The 14,519-nt window shown below is 70.8% G+C and carries 15 protein-coding genes; 10 read left to right on the top strand and 5 right to left on the bottom strand.

The annotated features are described in order from the left end of the window. Window positions 1-51 precede the first annotated feature (51 nt). Together AB0N03_RS44785 and AB0N03_RS44780 are read left to right on the top strand one after the other, a co-directional pair. Window positions 52-174, top strand: coding sequence for a hypothetical protein (locus AB0N03_RS44785; protein WP_364386253.1), 123 nt, complete (start codon window positions 52-54; stop codon window positions 172-174). A gap of 175 nt (window positions 175-349) precedes the next feature. Next, window positions 350-1,039: a GntR family transcriptional regulator gene (locus AB0N03_RS44780; RefSeq protein ID WP_364386251.1), complete on the top strand. Its 690-nt coding sequence runs from the start codon at window positions 350-352 to the stop codon at window positions 1,037-1,039. A 1-nt stretch (window position 1,040) separates the two neighbouring features. Here the strand turns inward: AB0N03_RS44780 and AB0N03_RS44775 are convergent, their stop codons facing one another. Genes AB0N03_RS44775 through AB0N03_RS44755 form a run of 5 tightly spaced genes read right to left on the bottom strand, consistent with a single transcriptional unit; the run spans window position 1,041 to window position 6,797 of the window. Then, complete coding sequence (locus AB0N03_RS44775) at window positions 1,041-2,156, bottom strand: ABC transporter ATP-binding protein (protein WP_364386249.1); 1,116 nt, start codon at window positions 2,154-2,156, stop codon at window positions 1,041-1,043. Window positions 2,157-2,168: 12 nt separating this feature from the next. Beyond that, window positions 2,169-3,920, bottom strand: coding sequence for an iron ABC transporter permease (locus tag AB0N03_RS44770; RefSeq protein WP_364386247.1), 1,752 nt, complete (start codon window positions 3,918-3,920; stop codon window positions 2,169-2,171). 32 nt (window positions 3,921-3,952) lie between these two features. Further along, window positions 3,953-5,014 (bottom strand): extracellular solute-binding protein, encoded by a 1,062-nt coding sequence (locus tag AB0N03_RS44765; protein WP_364386245.1) that lies wholly within the window; start codon window positions 5,012-5,014, stop codon window positions 3,953-3,955. Window positions 5,015-5,019: 5 nt separating this feature from the next. Continuing rightward, the gene (locus AB0N03_RS44760) at window positions 5,020-5,871 is read right to left on the bottom strand and encodes an amidohydrolase family protein (protein ID WP_364386243.1); all 852 of its coding nucleotides are present in this window, start codon (window positions 5,869-5,871) and stop codon (window positions 5,020-5,022) included. Between the two features lie 32 nt (window positions 5,872-5,903). Next, window positions 5,904-6,797 carry a hypothetical protein gene (locus tag AB0N03_RS44755; protein ID WP_364386241.1) on the bottom strand — a complete coding sequence of 298 codons (894 nt, stop codon included), beginning with the start codon at window positions 6,795-6,797 and terminating at the stop codon, window positions 5,904-5,906. A 236-nt stretch (window positions 6,798-7,033) separates the two neighbouring features. On the opposite strand from AB0N03_RS44755, the gene AB0N03_RS44750 reads away from it, so the two are divergent. Genes AB0N03_RS44750 through AB0N03_RS44715 form a run of 8 tightly spaced genes read left to right on the top strand, consistent with a single transcriptional unit; the run spans window position 7,034 to window position 14,480 of the window. Beyond that, a complete protein-coding gene (locus tag AB0N03_RS44750) occupies window positions 7,034-7,600 on the top strand; it encodes an SRPBCC family protein (protein WP_364386239.1) in 567 nt (188 codons plus the stop codon). Window position 7,601: 1 nt separating this feature from the next. Next, a complete protein-coding gene (locus AB0N03_RS44745; RefSeq protein ID WP_364386237.1) occupies window positions 7,602-8,444 on the top strand; it encodes an aldolase/citrate lyase family protein in 843 nt (280 codons plus the stop codon). After that, entirely contained in the window at window positions 8,441-9,496 is a 1,056-nt protein-coding gene (locus AB0N03_RS44740; protein ID WP_364386235.1) for an amidohydrolase family protein, read from the top strand. The genes AB0N03_RS44745 and AB0N03_RS44740 overlap by 4 nt, the downstream gene beginning before the upstream one ends. Then, entirely contained in the window at window positions 9,493-11,136 is a 1,644-nt protein-coding gene (locus tag AB0N03_RS44735; RefSeq protein WP_364386233.1) for a thiamine pyrophosphate-binding protein, read from the top strand. Before AB0N03_RS44740 ends, AB0N03_RS44735 begins: the two co-directional genes overlap by 4 nt. Window positions 11,137-11,138: 2 nt before the next feature. Then, entirely contained in the window at window positions 11,139-11,954 is an 816-nt protein-coding gene (locus AB0N03_RS44730) for a hypothetical protein (protein WP_364386231.1), read from the top strand. Between the two features lie 14 nt (window positions 11,955-11,968). Next, entirely contained in the window at window positions 11,969-12,937 is a 969-nt protein-coding gene (locus AB0N03_RS44725; protein WP_364386229.1) for a hypothetical protein, read from the top strand. A 10-nt stretch (window positions 12,938-12,947) separates the two neighbouring features. After that, entirely contained in the window at window positions 12,948-13,799 is an 852-nt protein-coding gene (locus tag AB0N03_RS44720; RefSeq protein WP_364386228.1) for an amidohydrolase family protein, read from the top strand. Beyond that, the gene (locus tag AB0N03_RS44715) at window positions 13,800-14,480 is read left to right on the top strand and encodes a GntR family transcriptional regulator (RefSeq protein WP_364386226.1); all 681 of its coding nucleotides are present in this window, start codon (window positions 13,800-13,802) and stop codon (window positions 14,478-14,480) included. Window positions 14,481-14,519 lie beyond the last annotated feature (39 nt).

The raw sequence follows: 14,519 nt of genomic DNA, 5'->3' as shown, positions 1-14,519 counted from the left end.
GCGTAGACCATGGTCGGCCGGTTTCTGATGGCCACAGTAGGCGTCCCCGGGATGCCCGGCAGATTCTGCAGCGGACTCGATATCGCGGGCGGCCCGGTCCCCCGGGTGGTCATCCAGGCGTCGAAGTCCGGCACGACCGCGTCCCGGCGCGAGGACCTCATCGTGACGAGCTGACCTGCGGGCCGGCGTTGCTGGTGGCCGGGCGAGCCATCCGGCCTGGTCACCCATGGCTGTTGCGGCGAGCACCACGCCCTGGTGCTCGCCGAGCGTCCGAACAGGGCAGCCCGGTCGTTCGTCGTAGGATCGACCGGACGTCCCTGGTCGGAATGGTGCTGGAGGTATGCCCCTCATGGGTGTGGACACGGGCAAGAGTGCGTTTCGCACGGACAACCCCGATCCAGGTGCCAACCGGACTTCGCAGGCGTACTTCGACCTCCGCGGGCTGATCCTGTCGGGTACCTACGCCCCCGACTCCCGCCTGACCGAGACGGAACTCACCGTCAAGCTCCAGGTCTCCCGCGGCACCGTCCGATCCGTGCTCGCCCGCCTCGCGCAGGAAGGGTACGTCTCCGCGGAGGCGAACCGCAGCGCCCGCACCCGGTCGTTCTCCGAAGACGAGGCGATCGAGATCCTCGAGACCCGCGAAGTGCTGGAAGCGGCCTTGGCCGCGAAGGCGGCGGAGCGGGCCACCGAGGACGACATCACCGCGATGACCGCCACCTGCGAGCGCATGCGGGCCGGCCGGGAGCTGAACGGCCGGGACGAGTACTCGGCCCTCAACCGCGAGTTCCACGAGCAGGTCCGCCGCGCCGCGCGTCAGGTGACGCTGACCCGGTTCGTCGACAGCCTGCTCTACCCGCTGGTGCTGCGGCAGTACCGCGACCTGGAACGCTCGCGTCCCAGGTCGACGGTCTTCCAGGAGCACGAGGCCATTCTCGCCTCGATCGTCACCCACAACCCCGAGGCGGCCGCCGCGGCCATGCGTCACCACCTGTCCGCCGTCCGGCGGGCGCTCCAGCTGAAGTTCACCACGCCGTAGGTCAGGACCAGAGCGCCACCGTCCACGCCGGATCGAGCACGACACCGACGTCGTCACCCGGGCGGGCGGCCAGGTGCGCGTCGGCGTGCGCACGCAGCTCCACGTCGTCCACGGCGACGACCACCTCCCGGCGGTCGCCGAGGTATTCGGTCGCCGTGATCCGCGCCGGGAACCGGTTGGCCGCCCCGGTTTCCGGGATCTCGTCGACGACGCGGATGTGCTCGGGGCGGATGCAGACGTGGACTTCGCGGCCGGCCGCGGGCGGGGTGGTGAACCGTTCGCACCGAAGGACCCCGATGGACGTCTTGGCCTCGACCACGCGGGCGCCCGCCGTCCCGTCGAGCACTCCCGGGATCAGGTTGGCGCTGCCGACGAAGTCGGCCACGAACCGGGACGCGGGCGAGTCGTAGATCTCCGCCGGGGAACCGATCTGCTCGATGCGGCCCTTGTTCATCACGACGATCGTGTCGGACATGGCCAGCGCCTCGCCCTGGTCGTGCGTCACGTAGAGGGTCGTGACGCCGAACCTCTGCTGGAAGGAGCGCAGCTCGGCACGCAGCTGCGCGCGCAGCTTGGCGTCCAGGTTGGACAGCGGCTCGTCCAGGAGCAGGACCTCCGGCTCGCAGAGCAGAGCCCGCGCCAGCGCGAGCCGCTGCTGCTGGCCGCCGCTGAGCTGCGTCGACCACCGGTCCACGTACTCCGCCAGCCCCACCTGCTCCAGCATCGCGAGCACCCGGGTCCGCACTTCGGTGCGGGAGCAGGTCTTGCGGCCGTACCGGAGGGGGAAAGCAGCGTTGTCGAAGACCTTCATGTGCGGCCAGATCCCGTAGGACTGCGGCACCATCGCGATCGGCCGATCCTCGGGTGGCACGTCACGCCGGTCGTCGGCGGAGAAGACGGACTTGCCGTTCATCGAGATTTCCCCGCGGTCGGCGCTTTCCAGCCCCGCGAGACAGCGCAGGGTGGTGGTCTTGCCGCACCCGCTGGGGCCCAAGAGGGTGTAGAAGCTGCCGGGCGGGACGGTGAAGCCGACGTTGTCGACCGCCAGACTCACCGCGTCGTCCTGCTTGCGGGTGAAGCGCTTCTCCAGCCCGGAGATCACAACCGCGTTCTGCATGGGAACCACACCTCACATGTGTTGTTGGGAGCCACGGCGGTTGACCCACCAGACGGAGCCGGCGGAAAGCGCGAGCAGCAGGACCGCGAGGGCGCTGGCCTCGGGGTAGTTCGCGCTCTCGCCGATCATGTCCCACAGCAGCACCACGACGGTGCGGTTGTCGGAGCTGGACAGCAGGAGCGCGATGGGGAGCTCGCCCAGCGCGTTGGCGAAGACCCACAGCCAGGTCCGGGTCACCGAGGGAGCGGCGAGCGGGAGCACGACGCGGCGCAGCACGGTGCCGCGGCGGGCACCGGAGACGCGGCCGACCTCTTCGAGGCCGCCGTCGAGCTGCAGCAGGGCGGTCTGGATCATCCGTGACGCGCGCGGGGCGTACCGCGTGGTGAGCGCGATGACGATGATCCAGATCGTGCCGTAGACCGGGATCGGCAGGAACAGGTACAGGAACAGGACCGCGACGCCCAGCACGACGCTGGGGACGGCGAAGACCAGGAACGTCAGGTCGAACAGCGCCCGGCCGACGCGCCCGCCCCGGGTCGAGGCCAGCGCCAGCCACAGGCCGAGGCCCGCGGTGAGTGTCGCCGTCACCAGGCTGATCACCAGGGTGTTGACCACCGCGTGGGTCAGGCTGGGGTTGCTGAAGATCGCGCCGTAGTTGCCGAAACCGAGATCGCCCAGGCTGTGCAGGTTGATGGGCTGCAGGAACGGCGTCAGGCTCGTCCACACCAGGGTGAGGATGGGGATGACGATCGCGACGAGCACGTACAGCGTCACGGCGGCGGCCACCGGAACCCGCCACCGGCCGAGCCGGACCGGTGTGACCCGGTAGCCCTTGCCGCTCACCACCTGGAACCGGTGCGACTCCCGCGTCTGCCGCCGGTAGACGGCGATCAGCACCAGCGACAGCAGGACGAGCAGCACGCCGTAGGCGCTGGCCCGACCGTAGTCCGACAGGCCCGACGGCGGCTGCAGGGCCGCCTGGACCAGGCTGCTGAACACGAAGATCTGGTCCGGGGTGCCGAGGATGGACGGGATCGCGAACTCTTCGAGCGCGATGACGGCCAGCAGCATCGCGGCGGCGCTCATGGCGGGCAGGGTGAGCGGCAGGACCACCTTCCGGGTGCGGGTGAACCAGCCGGCGCCCGAAGCCGCGGCGGCTTCCTCGAACTCGACGTTGAGCCGGGCGAAGGCCGGCGCGAGCATGAGGTACATCCCCGGGACGCCGAAGATGCCGGCGACCAGGATCATCCCGGGCAGCGAGTAGATGTCGACCGACAGGCCGAAGACCCGCCGGACGAGCAGGGCGACGGGCCCGTTCGCCGGGTTGGCCGCCAGCACCCAGGCCACCGCCATCACCGTCGCCGGCACGGCCATCGGCGCCAGCGCGCTCGGCGCGAGGAACCGGCGGCCGGGGATGTCGGTCCGCTCGAACAGGTAGGCCAGGCTGACGCTGATGACCAGCGCCAGTGCCACGGTGCCGACCACGAACACCAGCGAGTTGACGGCGACCTCGAGCACCCGCGGCGAGGAGAAGATCTTGGTGAAGTTGCCGATAGTGAAGCCGGGGATCTGGAACGGCAGCTTCAGCTCGCTGTCCTTGAGGCTGCTGTAGATCAGCATGCCCAGCGGGAACAGCACGAGGTAGGCCAGCAGGACGCCGATGGCGATGTTGACGGCGGTGAGCACGCGGTCGCGGCGGTGGGGGCGGGCCTCGTCGGGTCGGCGAGGGGGCGCGGCGGGGGCGACCCGGGTGACGGACTGCATCGTTGGAGTCTCCAAAGTGGACGGCGGGCCGGTCAGTTCACGTCGGTGCCCATGGCCTGCTCGATCTGGGGGAAGAAGCCGGAGAACCGCTCGTACTGCTTGATGTCGGTCTCGCTGAACCACTGGACACCGGCCGCGCACAAGGCGGCGACGACACGGTTGCGGCTTGCCTGCGAACAGTCGGTGCGGGTCGGGAGGATCGAGTTGTAGCTGCCGGCCAGCGCGGCCTGGCCCTCGGCCGAGGCGAGGAACGCGGTGAGCAGCCGGCCTGCCGCCGGGTGCGGTGACCCTTCGGGCACGAACAGGTACGCCTTGTTGGCGTTGGTCGGGCCGACCGGGGCCACGGCGATCGGCGCGCCCTTGGCGCGGTCGTCCAGCACGAGGTTGATCAGGTCGGTGCCGGCCGGGGTCTGGCCGGAGACGATGTTCGTGTGCGCCTGCGTGGTGTTGTCGGTGAAGTGGGGGTGCAGCTGCGCCAGGCGGGAGGCGTAGTCGCGGCCGGCGTCCGTGCCCAGCGCCGGGTCCTGCGCCCACACCGTCATGAACGAGCCACGTGACTCCACGGTCAGCTTGCCGTCGTTCCACCGCGGGGACAGCAGGTCGTCCCAGCTGCGGGGCGCCGAAGCGGCGGGCACGGCGTTCGTGTTGTACGCCCAGACCTTCGGCACGGCCCAGACGTAGACGAAGTTCCCGTCGAAGATCTGCGCACCGGGCACTTGGTAGCGGGCCCAGTCCACCGGGGCCGCCATGTCCAGCGAGGGCAGCACGGTGAGGCCGCCGGCGTTGGAGACGTCGAAGCTGACGCGGCCCGCGGCCTGCTCCACGTTCAGCTGCGTGACGAGGTCCGGGGCCTTCTTGTTGGTGTACTTGACGGCGATCCCGGGGTACTTCTTCTGGAAAGCCTGGATGGCTTTCCGCATCTGCGCCTCGGGTTTCGGGGCGAACCAGACGACCTGTCCCTCCGCCTTGGCGGCCTGGTACAGCTCGGCCAGGTTCTTGGCGTCGGGCACCGGCGGTGGTTCACTGCAGGCCGTGCCGAGCAGCGCCGTGAGGACGGCGATGGCAGTCAACCTGCGCAGGCGGCGGTGGCGCATGGGACTCACTGTCCCTCCGCGACGGTGACGCCGTAAAGCCGAGCGGCGGTGCCCCCGGTGATCAGGGCGAGTTCGTCCTCGTCGAGCGCCGGCAACTGGCGACCTACGAGATCGGACAGTTCGGACAGTGATCCGGCGGAAGCGGGGAAGTTGGAGCCCCACAGCACGTGGTCCGCGCCGAACTCCTTGACCAGCGTTTCGACCAGTGGCGCCGCGGAGCCGGCCTCACGCTGGGCACGCAGGACGACGGGCGGGGTGAGCTTGACGTAGACCCGGCCGGTCCCGCTGAGCGGAGAAGGGTACGGGGCGGCACTGTCCAGCTGGGGGCGGGCGGCGTGGTCGAGGACCACGGTCAACCCTTCGTAGCGCTGGAGGAGCCCGGAAAGGATCGGGGCGTGCTGGGCGTGCATCTGGACGCAGACCGGGACCCGGCGCTCGGACAGGAACTCCCACACCGGCGTCATGCGCTCGTCGTCCAGGCCGCGGCCCGGGGTCGGCACAGCGGTGGTGCCGTCCGCGGCGCGGATGCGCACGCCGGAGAAGCCGCGCTCGTCGATCCAGTGCCCCAGGTCGTCGACGGCTTTCGGGGAGAGGAAGTCGACCGAGCAGACGCCGCTGAGGCGGCCCGGGTGCCGGGCGAGCTCGTCGGCGACGTAGCTGTTGTCGAACCCGTACACCGTCGAGGCCTGGACCACCACGAGGTGGTCCACGCCGGCGACGTCGGCCTCGCGTAGCAGGCCGTCGATGCCGGCCGGACGCTCGCGCGACCACTCGGAACGGTGACCGCCGAGCGGCGCGGCGGGGTAGGCGGTGGTGTCGGAGGAGATGATGTGGGTGTGCGTGTCGACGCTGAACATGGCACCTCTGATCGGGGACGGGCGGGCGGGGTTCAGCCGAGGTGGCGAGTGAAGTCGGCGAGCAGCTCGGCGACCGTCACCGGCGTGCGGATGACGTTCTGCTGCAGCGCGTAGTCGATCGCTACCTGGAGCCCGGCGACGAGTTCGTCGGTGACGCCGAACCGTAGAGCGCGCACGCGCGGACCAGGGTCCGGTTCGGCCTTGCGTTCCTCGATCCGGGCACCGAACGCGGTGTACAGGTCGGCCACCGCGCCGGGTTCGGCCTCCAGGAAGTCCTGCCGGACGGTGAGCATGTGGTTGATCGGCACCGTCGCGTGCCGGACGCCCCACGCCTCCTCAGCCGCTCGCCAGTCCGGGATCACCGGCACCAGCGGACCCTCGGCGCTGTCGAGCGCGGGCGGCCCGAGGACAGCGGCCGCGACGTCGCCGCGCCCCAGGATGTCGAGCACCTTCCCGCTCGTGCGCTCGACGTTCGGCGGCTCGACGTACTCGGCGACGTGCGGCTCCTCGGTCGTCACCCAGGTGACGTCCTTGGCATCGACGCCGTACTCCTCGTGCAGGATGCCGCGAACCCACAGGCCAGTGGTCTGACTGTAGGCGCGCACCCCGACCCGCCGGCCGGCCAGGTCCGCCGGGGCGAGCGCCGCCGAACCGGGCCAGCGGGTCAGCGAGTGGTGGTGGAAGTCGCCGCTGAGCACCACCGGCAGCAGGGAGATCGGCGCTCCGGCCTCGTGGGCCTGCAGGAAGGTGGCGATGGCCAGCTCGCTGACGTCGTAGCGCAGCTCACGCACCATCGGGGCGAACGCGCGGTAGATCGGGTCGGCCGCCTCGAGCGTGACCGGGTGCCCACCCGCGGTGAACGCCGGATCGGTGAGGAACGCCGTGTGCGGGTAGGACTTCACCGCGACGGACAGGGACCTGGCCATGAGACAACTCCTCTGTTGTGCAGGGGTCGAGAGGGGTGGCGTCCCGGCGCCTCAGCTGCCGAGCGAACGACCATAATGTCGAACAGTATCGGTGACCGTACGCGGCCAATCTCGGGTTTTCAAGCTCTGGTCACTCAGATCGTTAAACAATCTCATTGCCGGACCCGCGCGGCGACTGCTACGGTCGCTCGGCAAGTTGTTAAACAATCCGACGGCCGCCAAGCGAGGTCCCAGCTTTGATCGAAATCGACGAGGAGATCCCCGTCCCCGCGCTGCCGGGACGGGTGTGGGAGGTCGTATCCGACCCCGGTGAAGTGGTGTCGTGCATCAGCGGCGCCGAGCTCGGCCAGTCGCACGAGGACGGTTCCTTCGACGGCACGCTGGTCGTGAAGTTCGGCGCCGTCCGGGTGCGCTTCGGCGCCCGGGTGTCGCTGGACCTGGACGAACCCGAACGGGAAGGATGCCTCTCGGCGAAGGGCCGGGACGGGCAGGGCGCCACGCGCTTCTCCGCGCACGCCACGTTCCGCGTCCGGGAAGACGCCGGTGGTGCCTGGGTCCACGTCACGGGAGAAGTCACCCTCGCGGGCAAGCTGGCCTCGCTGATCGAAGCCGGCGCCGGCGCCGTGGTTTCCCGGATGACCAGGGATTTCGCGGACGAACTGGTCCGCCGCTGCGCCGGCACCGCCGAGGTGGTCCAGCCGCGCCGCTCGTCCGGGTGGACGCGGCTGCGGGCCTGGTGGCTGCGGATCGTCCACAAGCGACAGATCGACCCGAGCGAGGTGCGCAGTGGCCAGGCTCAATAGCGTGATCGCCGCCCTGGAAACGGGGCAACACGCCTTCGCGGCCTTCGCCGCTCCCGAACCTGCGGCGGCCCTCGACTTCGCGGCCACGGACTACGACGGCCTGGTCTTCGAAGCCGAGCACAAGCCGTGGGACGCCGCGAACCTGCGGGACAGCCTCCAGTACCTGCTCGACCGGCGCCGCATCTTCGAAGCGGGCACCCTCGCCCCGTCGCCCACGCCTTTCGTCCGGGTTCCCGTCAACGGCGCGGAACACGGCCAGTGGCACGCGAAACAGGCCCTCGACCTCGGCGCGTACGGCATCGTCTGGCCGCACATCTCACGCGTCGAGGAGGCGCGCAACGCCGTCGCGGCGTGCCGCTACCCCCGGCTGCCCGACGTGGCCCGCTACGAACCGGCCGGACTGCGCGGTGACGCGCCCGCCGCGGCCGCGCGGTACTGGGGGCTGTCCACGCAGGACTACTACGCCAAGGCCGACGTGTGGCCGCTCGACCCGGACGGCGAGATCCTGGCCGTGATCCAGATCGAGGACCAGCTCGGCATCGAGAACCTGCCCGCGATCCTCGACGAGGTGCCCGGCATCGGCCTGATCCTCATCGGCGAGGGCGACCTGAGCCAGGAGCTGGGCGTGCCGCGGCAGCTCGAGCACCCGCTGATGGTCGAGGCCAGGGCCCGGATCGTGAAGACGTGCCTGGAGCACGACGTCGTGGTCGGGCACCCGCACGTCACCACCCGCAACGTCGAGCAGGTCCTCGACGAGGGCTACCGCTTTCTCATGACCGCACCGGTGCGCAGCTACCCCGGTCTCGAGCGGGGCCGGGAACTCACCGGGAGGAACCCTTCATGATCATCGACTGCCACGGTCACTTCACCACGGCGCCGCGCGCGCTCGGCGAGTGGCGCGAACGTCAGATCCGGGCGTTCGAGGACGCGGGAGAGCGCGTCTCGCCCGACGAGCTGCACATCGGCGACGACGAGATCCGCGCCGCGATCGAGGGCGGCCAGCTGAAGCTGCAGCGCGAGCGCGGCACCGACCTCACCCTGTTCTCGCCGGGCGCGGGGAAGATGGCGCACCACTACGGCGACGCCGAAACCAGCCTCGTCTGGTCCCGCGTGAGCAACGACCTCATCGCCCGCGTCTGCGGCCTGTTCCCGGACCGGTTCGCGCCCGTCTGCCAGCTCCCGCAGTCACCCGGCGACGCGCTGGCGGCCTCCGTCCGCAACTCCGTGGCCGAGCTGGAGCGCTGCGTCACCGGACTGGGGTTCGTCGGGTGCCTGCTCAACCCCGACCCGTCCGACGGGTACTGGCAGGCCCCGCCGCTGACCGACCGGGTCCACTACCCGCTCTACGAGAAGCTGGTGGAGCTGGACGTCCCCGCCATGGTGCACGTCGCGATGTCACGCAACGACGCGGTGCAGGGCACCTGCGCGCACTACCTCAACGGCGACACCACCGCGTTCATGCAGCTGTGCGAGTCGGACCTGTTCCGCGACTTCCCGACGTTGCGGCTGATCCTGCCGCACGGCGGCGGCGCCGTGCCCTATCACTGGGGCCGCTACCGCGGGATGATGCTGGACCGGGGCCGGCCGCCGCTGGAGGAGTCGTTGCTGGGCAACGTCTTCTTCGACACCTGCGTCTACCACAAGCGCGGCCTGGAACTGCTGACCGACGTCGTTCCCGCCGCCAACGTGCTGTTCGCCTCGGAGATGATCGGCGCCGTCCGCGCGGTCGATCCCGAGACCGGGCACCGCTTCGACGACACCTTGGCCCTGCTGGAGGCCATTCCTGCCATCACCCCCGAGGACCGGCGTGCCATCTACGGCGGCAACGCGCTGCGCGTGTTCCCCCGCCTCGCGGCCTGGCTCCCCCACCACGAAGAGCAGGAGGTCACGCGGTGAAGGTCTACGAAGCACTGGCCGCAGCGTTCGCCGCCGAGGGCACGACGGACGTGTTCGGCATGATGGGCGACGCCAACATGCACTGGATGAACGCGCTGTCCGGGCATGGCACCCGCCTCTACGAGGTGCGGCACGAGGGGGCGGGGCTCAGCATGGCGCACGGGTTCGCCCGCGCCTCGGGCCGGCCCGGCGTCGTGACGACCACGAGCGGGCCGGGGGTCGCGCAGCTCGCCACCTCGATGCTCGTGGCCGCCCGCGCCCGCATCCCGCTCGTCGCGTTCTGCGGCGAGACCCCGCTGGGGGACGACTCCGCCGTGCAGTACCTCGACCAGCGCCGCTTCGCCGCCGCGATCGAGTGTGCATTCCTCCAGGTGACCAAGGCCGATTCCGCCGAAGAGGTGGTGCGGCGCGCTTTCCACCTCACCCGCACCGAATCCCGGCCCGTCATGCTCAGCGCGCCGATCGACGTCCAGTTGCAGGAGTTCGAGGACGTCATGCCCTACTCGCCGTCCACCGAGCTGCTCCGGGCCCCGAGGCTGCTCCCACACCCGGACCGGATCGAGCAGGCCCGCGAGCTGATCGCGGCGAGCAAGCGCCCGGTGATCATCGCCGGGCGCGGCGCGCGGCAGGCGGGCGCGGCCGAGCAGGTCCTCGCCCTCCAGCAGCGGACCGGCGCTTTGCTCGCGACGACCTTGCAGGCCAAGAACTGGCTGTACGGCCGGAGCGACTACCACGTCGGGATCGCCGGGCTGTTCGGCAGCAAGGTCGCGATGGAACTGCTGCAGGAGGCCGACTGCGTGGTGGCGGTGGGCGCGAGCCTCAACCACTACACCATCGAAAGCGGCTACCTGTTCCCCGACGCGAAGTTCGTGCAAATCGACACCGCGCCGAACGTGGTGATGGGCAACGGCCGGGTCGCCGACTGCTACGTCCAGGCGGACGCGATCACCGGGCTCACCGCGTTGACCGGCGCTCTCGACGGCGTCGAGGCGGAAGGCTTCCACACCCCCGACGTGCACCGCCGGCTCACCGCGCCCCTGGTCGACCCGGCCGAGTACCGGCGCGAGCCCGGCCTGCTCGACCCGCGCGAGGCGATCGCCGTGGTCGACGAAGAGCTGCCGGGCGAGATCGGACTGGTGCTCGGCAGCGGGCACCAGACGGACTTCGGCACCATGCTGTTCCAGCGCTCCCGCGAGGTCACCTCGAACTACGGCATGTTCGGCGCCATCGGCCAGGCCCCGCTGCTGACCATCGGCGCCGTGGTGGCGAAGGGTGAGCCGATGTTCGTGGTCGAGGGCGACGCGAGTTTCCTCATGCACCTGCCGGAGTTCGAGACGGCCTGCCGCTACCGCCTGCCCGTGCTGGTCGTCGTCATGAACGACGAAGGGCTCGGCGCGGAGTACCACAAGGCCGCCGCCAAGGGCCTCGACCCGGCCCTCGCGGTGATCCCGACGCCCGAGCTGGGCACGGTGGCCCAGGCTCTCGGCGGCGGCGGGGCGACCGTGCGGACTGTCGACGAACTGCGGGCCGCGTTGGTCGAGTACGTGCGGGCCCCGCGTCCGACGGTCATCGACGTCCGCATCACGCGCGACGTGCTCAGCGTGCCCTATCGGCGAATCCAGTACGGCGAGGACGTGTGATCGTGAAAATCATCCTGGGCAACGACGACCTCGCGACCGCGGCGGTCGAAGCCGCCGGCGGCGAACGCCTCGACGTCCGTCCCGTGCACAAGGCGTCGCGCGGGTTCGTCGACGACGGCACCGCGGACGTCTGCGAGCTGGCGATCGTGACGCTGTTGCAGGCGGTCGCGTACGACAAGCCGGTGGCGCTGCTCCCGGTCATCGCGCTCGGCCGGCACCAGCACCAGACGCTGGTGACCTTGACCGAGCCAGGGATCGAGGCCGTCCGCGGGCGCACCGTCGGCGTGCGTTCGTGGAGCCAGACCACCGGCGTGTGGGTGCGGGGCTTCCTCACCGAGCAGTACGGGATCGATCTGGCCGAAGTGGACTGGATCACCTACGAGGACGGCCACCTGCCCGAGTACACCGACCCGGCATGGGCGCGGAGGGCGCCGGAAGGCGCGAAGCTGCCCGCGGAGTTCCTCGCCGGCGGGGTCGGCTACGGGATCCTCGGCAACGAGCTGCCCTCCGACGACCGGATCCGCACCGCCATTCCCGACGCGCTCGCCGTCGCGGAGAAGTGGGCTGCCCGCAAGGGATTCACGCCGGTCAACCACGTCGTCGCGATCAACCGGAAGGCGGACGCCAAGGCCGTCCTCGCGGTCTACGACGCGCTCGCGGCGCGTGCCCCGGCCGGCTTCGAGGCCCTGCGCGGGCCGGTCACCGAAGTCGCCCGCTACGCGCGGGAGCAGCAGGTGCTGCCCCGCGACGTCTCGTTCGACGAACTGGTGGACCGCACCTGCTCGGCGCTCGGGGTAAGCGCTTCCCGTCTCGGCTGAAAGAAAGGCACGACATGGAAAAGCTTTCGATGGTCCTGGGCGACTACGCACACGGCCGCGCCCTGCTGAGCGGCGACGTCGAAGTCCCGGGCCACCTGGTGGAACCGGTCGAGGTCTCCCCGGTGATCGGGGCGTACCGGCGGATGATCCGCGACCTCGAGTTCGACGTCTGCGAGCTCGCGCCGACGTCCTACCTGATGGCGCTGCAGGCGGGCGTGCCACTGACGGCCATCCCGGTCTTCCTCAACCGCCGGTTCCACCATGCCGACGTCCAGTGCGCGGCGGCGTCCGGGATCAGCGTCCCCGGCGACCTGGCGGGCAAGCGGATCGGCGTGCGCGCCTACACCGTCACCACCGGGGTGTGGGTGCGCGGCATCCTCCAGAACGAATACGGCCTCGACCTCGGCTCGGTCACGTGGGTCGTCGACGACGAGGACCACATCGAGGGCCGCGCCCCGGCGAACGTCGAGCGGGTCACCGACGGCCGGTCGCTCGGTGAGTTGCTGCGCGCGGGAGAGATCGACGCCGCGCTGAGCGGCAACGCCGGCACGGGACGCGCCGGCGCGCCGCGGGCCGGGTGGTCGTCTTCGCCGGAGCAGCCCGCCGCCGACACCGGGCCGTACCCGCTGTTCCCCGACCACGACGTCCTGGCCACCGACTGGTACCTGCGCACCGGGATCTACCCCCTGCACTCGGTGATCGCGCTGCGCCACGAAGTCGTCGAGCGGGATCCCGGGCTGCCCAGCGCGTTGTACGCCGCGTTCGCCGAAAGCAAGCGGCGTCAGGTCGCGGCGGACCCGGAGTGGTCGGCGCTGCCCCGGCTGGGCAAGCAGGCCCGGCAGCTCGGTACCGACCCGATCCCGTACGGCCTGGCCGCCAACGACCGCAGCCTGCGGGCACTGGTCGCGTTTTCGCGCGAGCAAGGCCTGCTCGACGCGGAGCCGCAGCAGCTGTTCGCCGACGGCGACTACCCCGACGCCTGAGAGGAAACCCATGGACATCATCGACACCCACTGCCACATCATCTCCGGTGACCTCGCGAAGTATCCGCGCGCTCCGCTCGGCGGCAAGCAGTCGAGCTGGGCCGCGACCCGGCCGGTCGACGCCGACGGGATAGCCGCGCGCATGGCCGAAGCGGGCATCGCCCAGGCCGTGCTGGTGCAGGCCACTACCGCCTACGGCTACGACAACTCCTACGTCCTCGACAGCCGCGCGCGGCGACCGGACCGGTTCCTCGCGGTCGGGACGGTGGACCCGCTGCGACTCGACGCCGCCGAGCACCTCACGGCCGCGACGGGCGAGGGCGGCCTGTCCGGCGTGCGGCTGTTCACCAGCGGCAGCACCGTGCCCACCCAGGGAGAATGGTTCGCGGCACCGGAGAGCTACCCGTTCTGGGAGCGGGCGTCCGAGCTGGGCGTCACGGTGTGCCTGCAGATGCGGCTCGGCCCGGCGACCGCGCAGCTGGTCGCGCTGCTGGACCGGTTCCCCGCCGCGCGGATCCTCTTGGACCACCTGGGTTACCCCGCGGTCGCGGAGTCGCCCGCGGACGCCGGGGCGGAGGTGGCGAAGCTGGCCGTCCACCCGAACCTGCACCTCAAGCTGACCCACCGCACCCTCGAACCCCTGCACGCCGCCGGCAAGGAAGCCGGTGCGTTCCTCGACCCCGTCCTGGCGTCCTTCGGCGCGAACCGGATCGCGTGGGGGTCGAATCTGCCCGCCGCCGAACAGTCCCTGCCCGAGCTCGTCACCCTCGCCCAGGAGGTCCTGGCCGAGGTCCCGGAGTCCGAGCAGCGCGAAATCTTCGCCGGTACCGCGCGACGGCTGTACCCGGGACTGTCCGGTTAGGTGAGCGACGTCAAGGCCACGACCACGCGCTACGGCCAGGTGTACGAGGAGCTGCGCACGCTGCTGGTTTCGGGCGGCTACGAGCCGAACACCCGGCTGACCGAAGCGGATCTGACGAGCAGGTTCGGCGCGTCGCGCGGGACGATCCGCTCGGTGCTGATCCGGCTGGCCCAGGAGGGTTACGTCACCAGCGAAGTCAATCGGGGTGTCCGCACCAGGAGCTTCACCATCGAGGAGGCGGCGGACATCCTCGAGGCCCGCGAAACCCTGGAAGCGGCGCTGGCGGCCAAGGCCGCCGAGCGCGCGACCGACCGGGAGATCGCCGAGCTGCGCCGGACCCTGGAGGCGATGGAGCAGGCGCAGGAACGCGGTGACCAGGCCGCCTACACCCGGGGTAACCGGGCGTTCCACCAGCAGGTGAAAGCAGCCGCGCACCAGGCCACGCTGGCACGCACCTACGACACGCTCCTCTACCCGCTGGTGATGCGCCAGTACCGGAACATCTCGGCACGCCACCCGCGCGCCGGTTCCCTGGCCGAGCACCGGGCGATCCTGCTGGCCATCGTGACCCGCAACCCGGAAGCGGCGTCGGCCGCGATGCGCCTCCACGTCGGCTCCGCGCGGCGGGCGTTGCTGCTCGACCAGCGACGTCGCGCCTCGGACAGCGGTGGGCGGTCGTAGGGCAGTCCTGGTGGGGCGCCCTGGACGCGGCCCCCTTGA

Origin of the sequence: Amycolatopsis sp. NPDC051061 (assembly GCF_040682935.1) — a bacterium.
Taxonomy (GTDB): Bacteria; Actinomycetota; Actinomycetes; order Mycobacteriales; family Pseudonocardiaceae; genus Amycolatopsis.
Note: the sequence above shows the minus strand (reverse complement) of the source record. Positions and strands in the feature narration are given on the sequence as shown.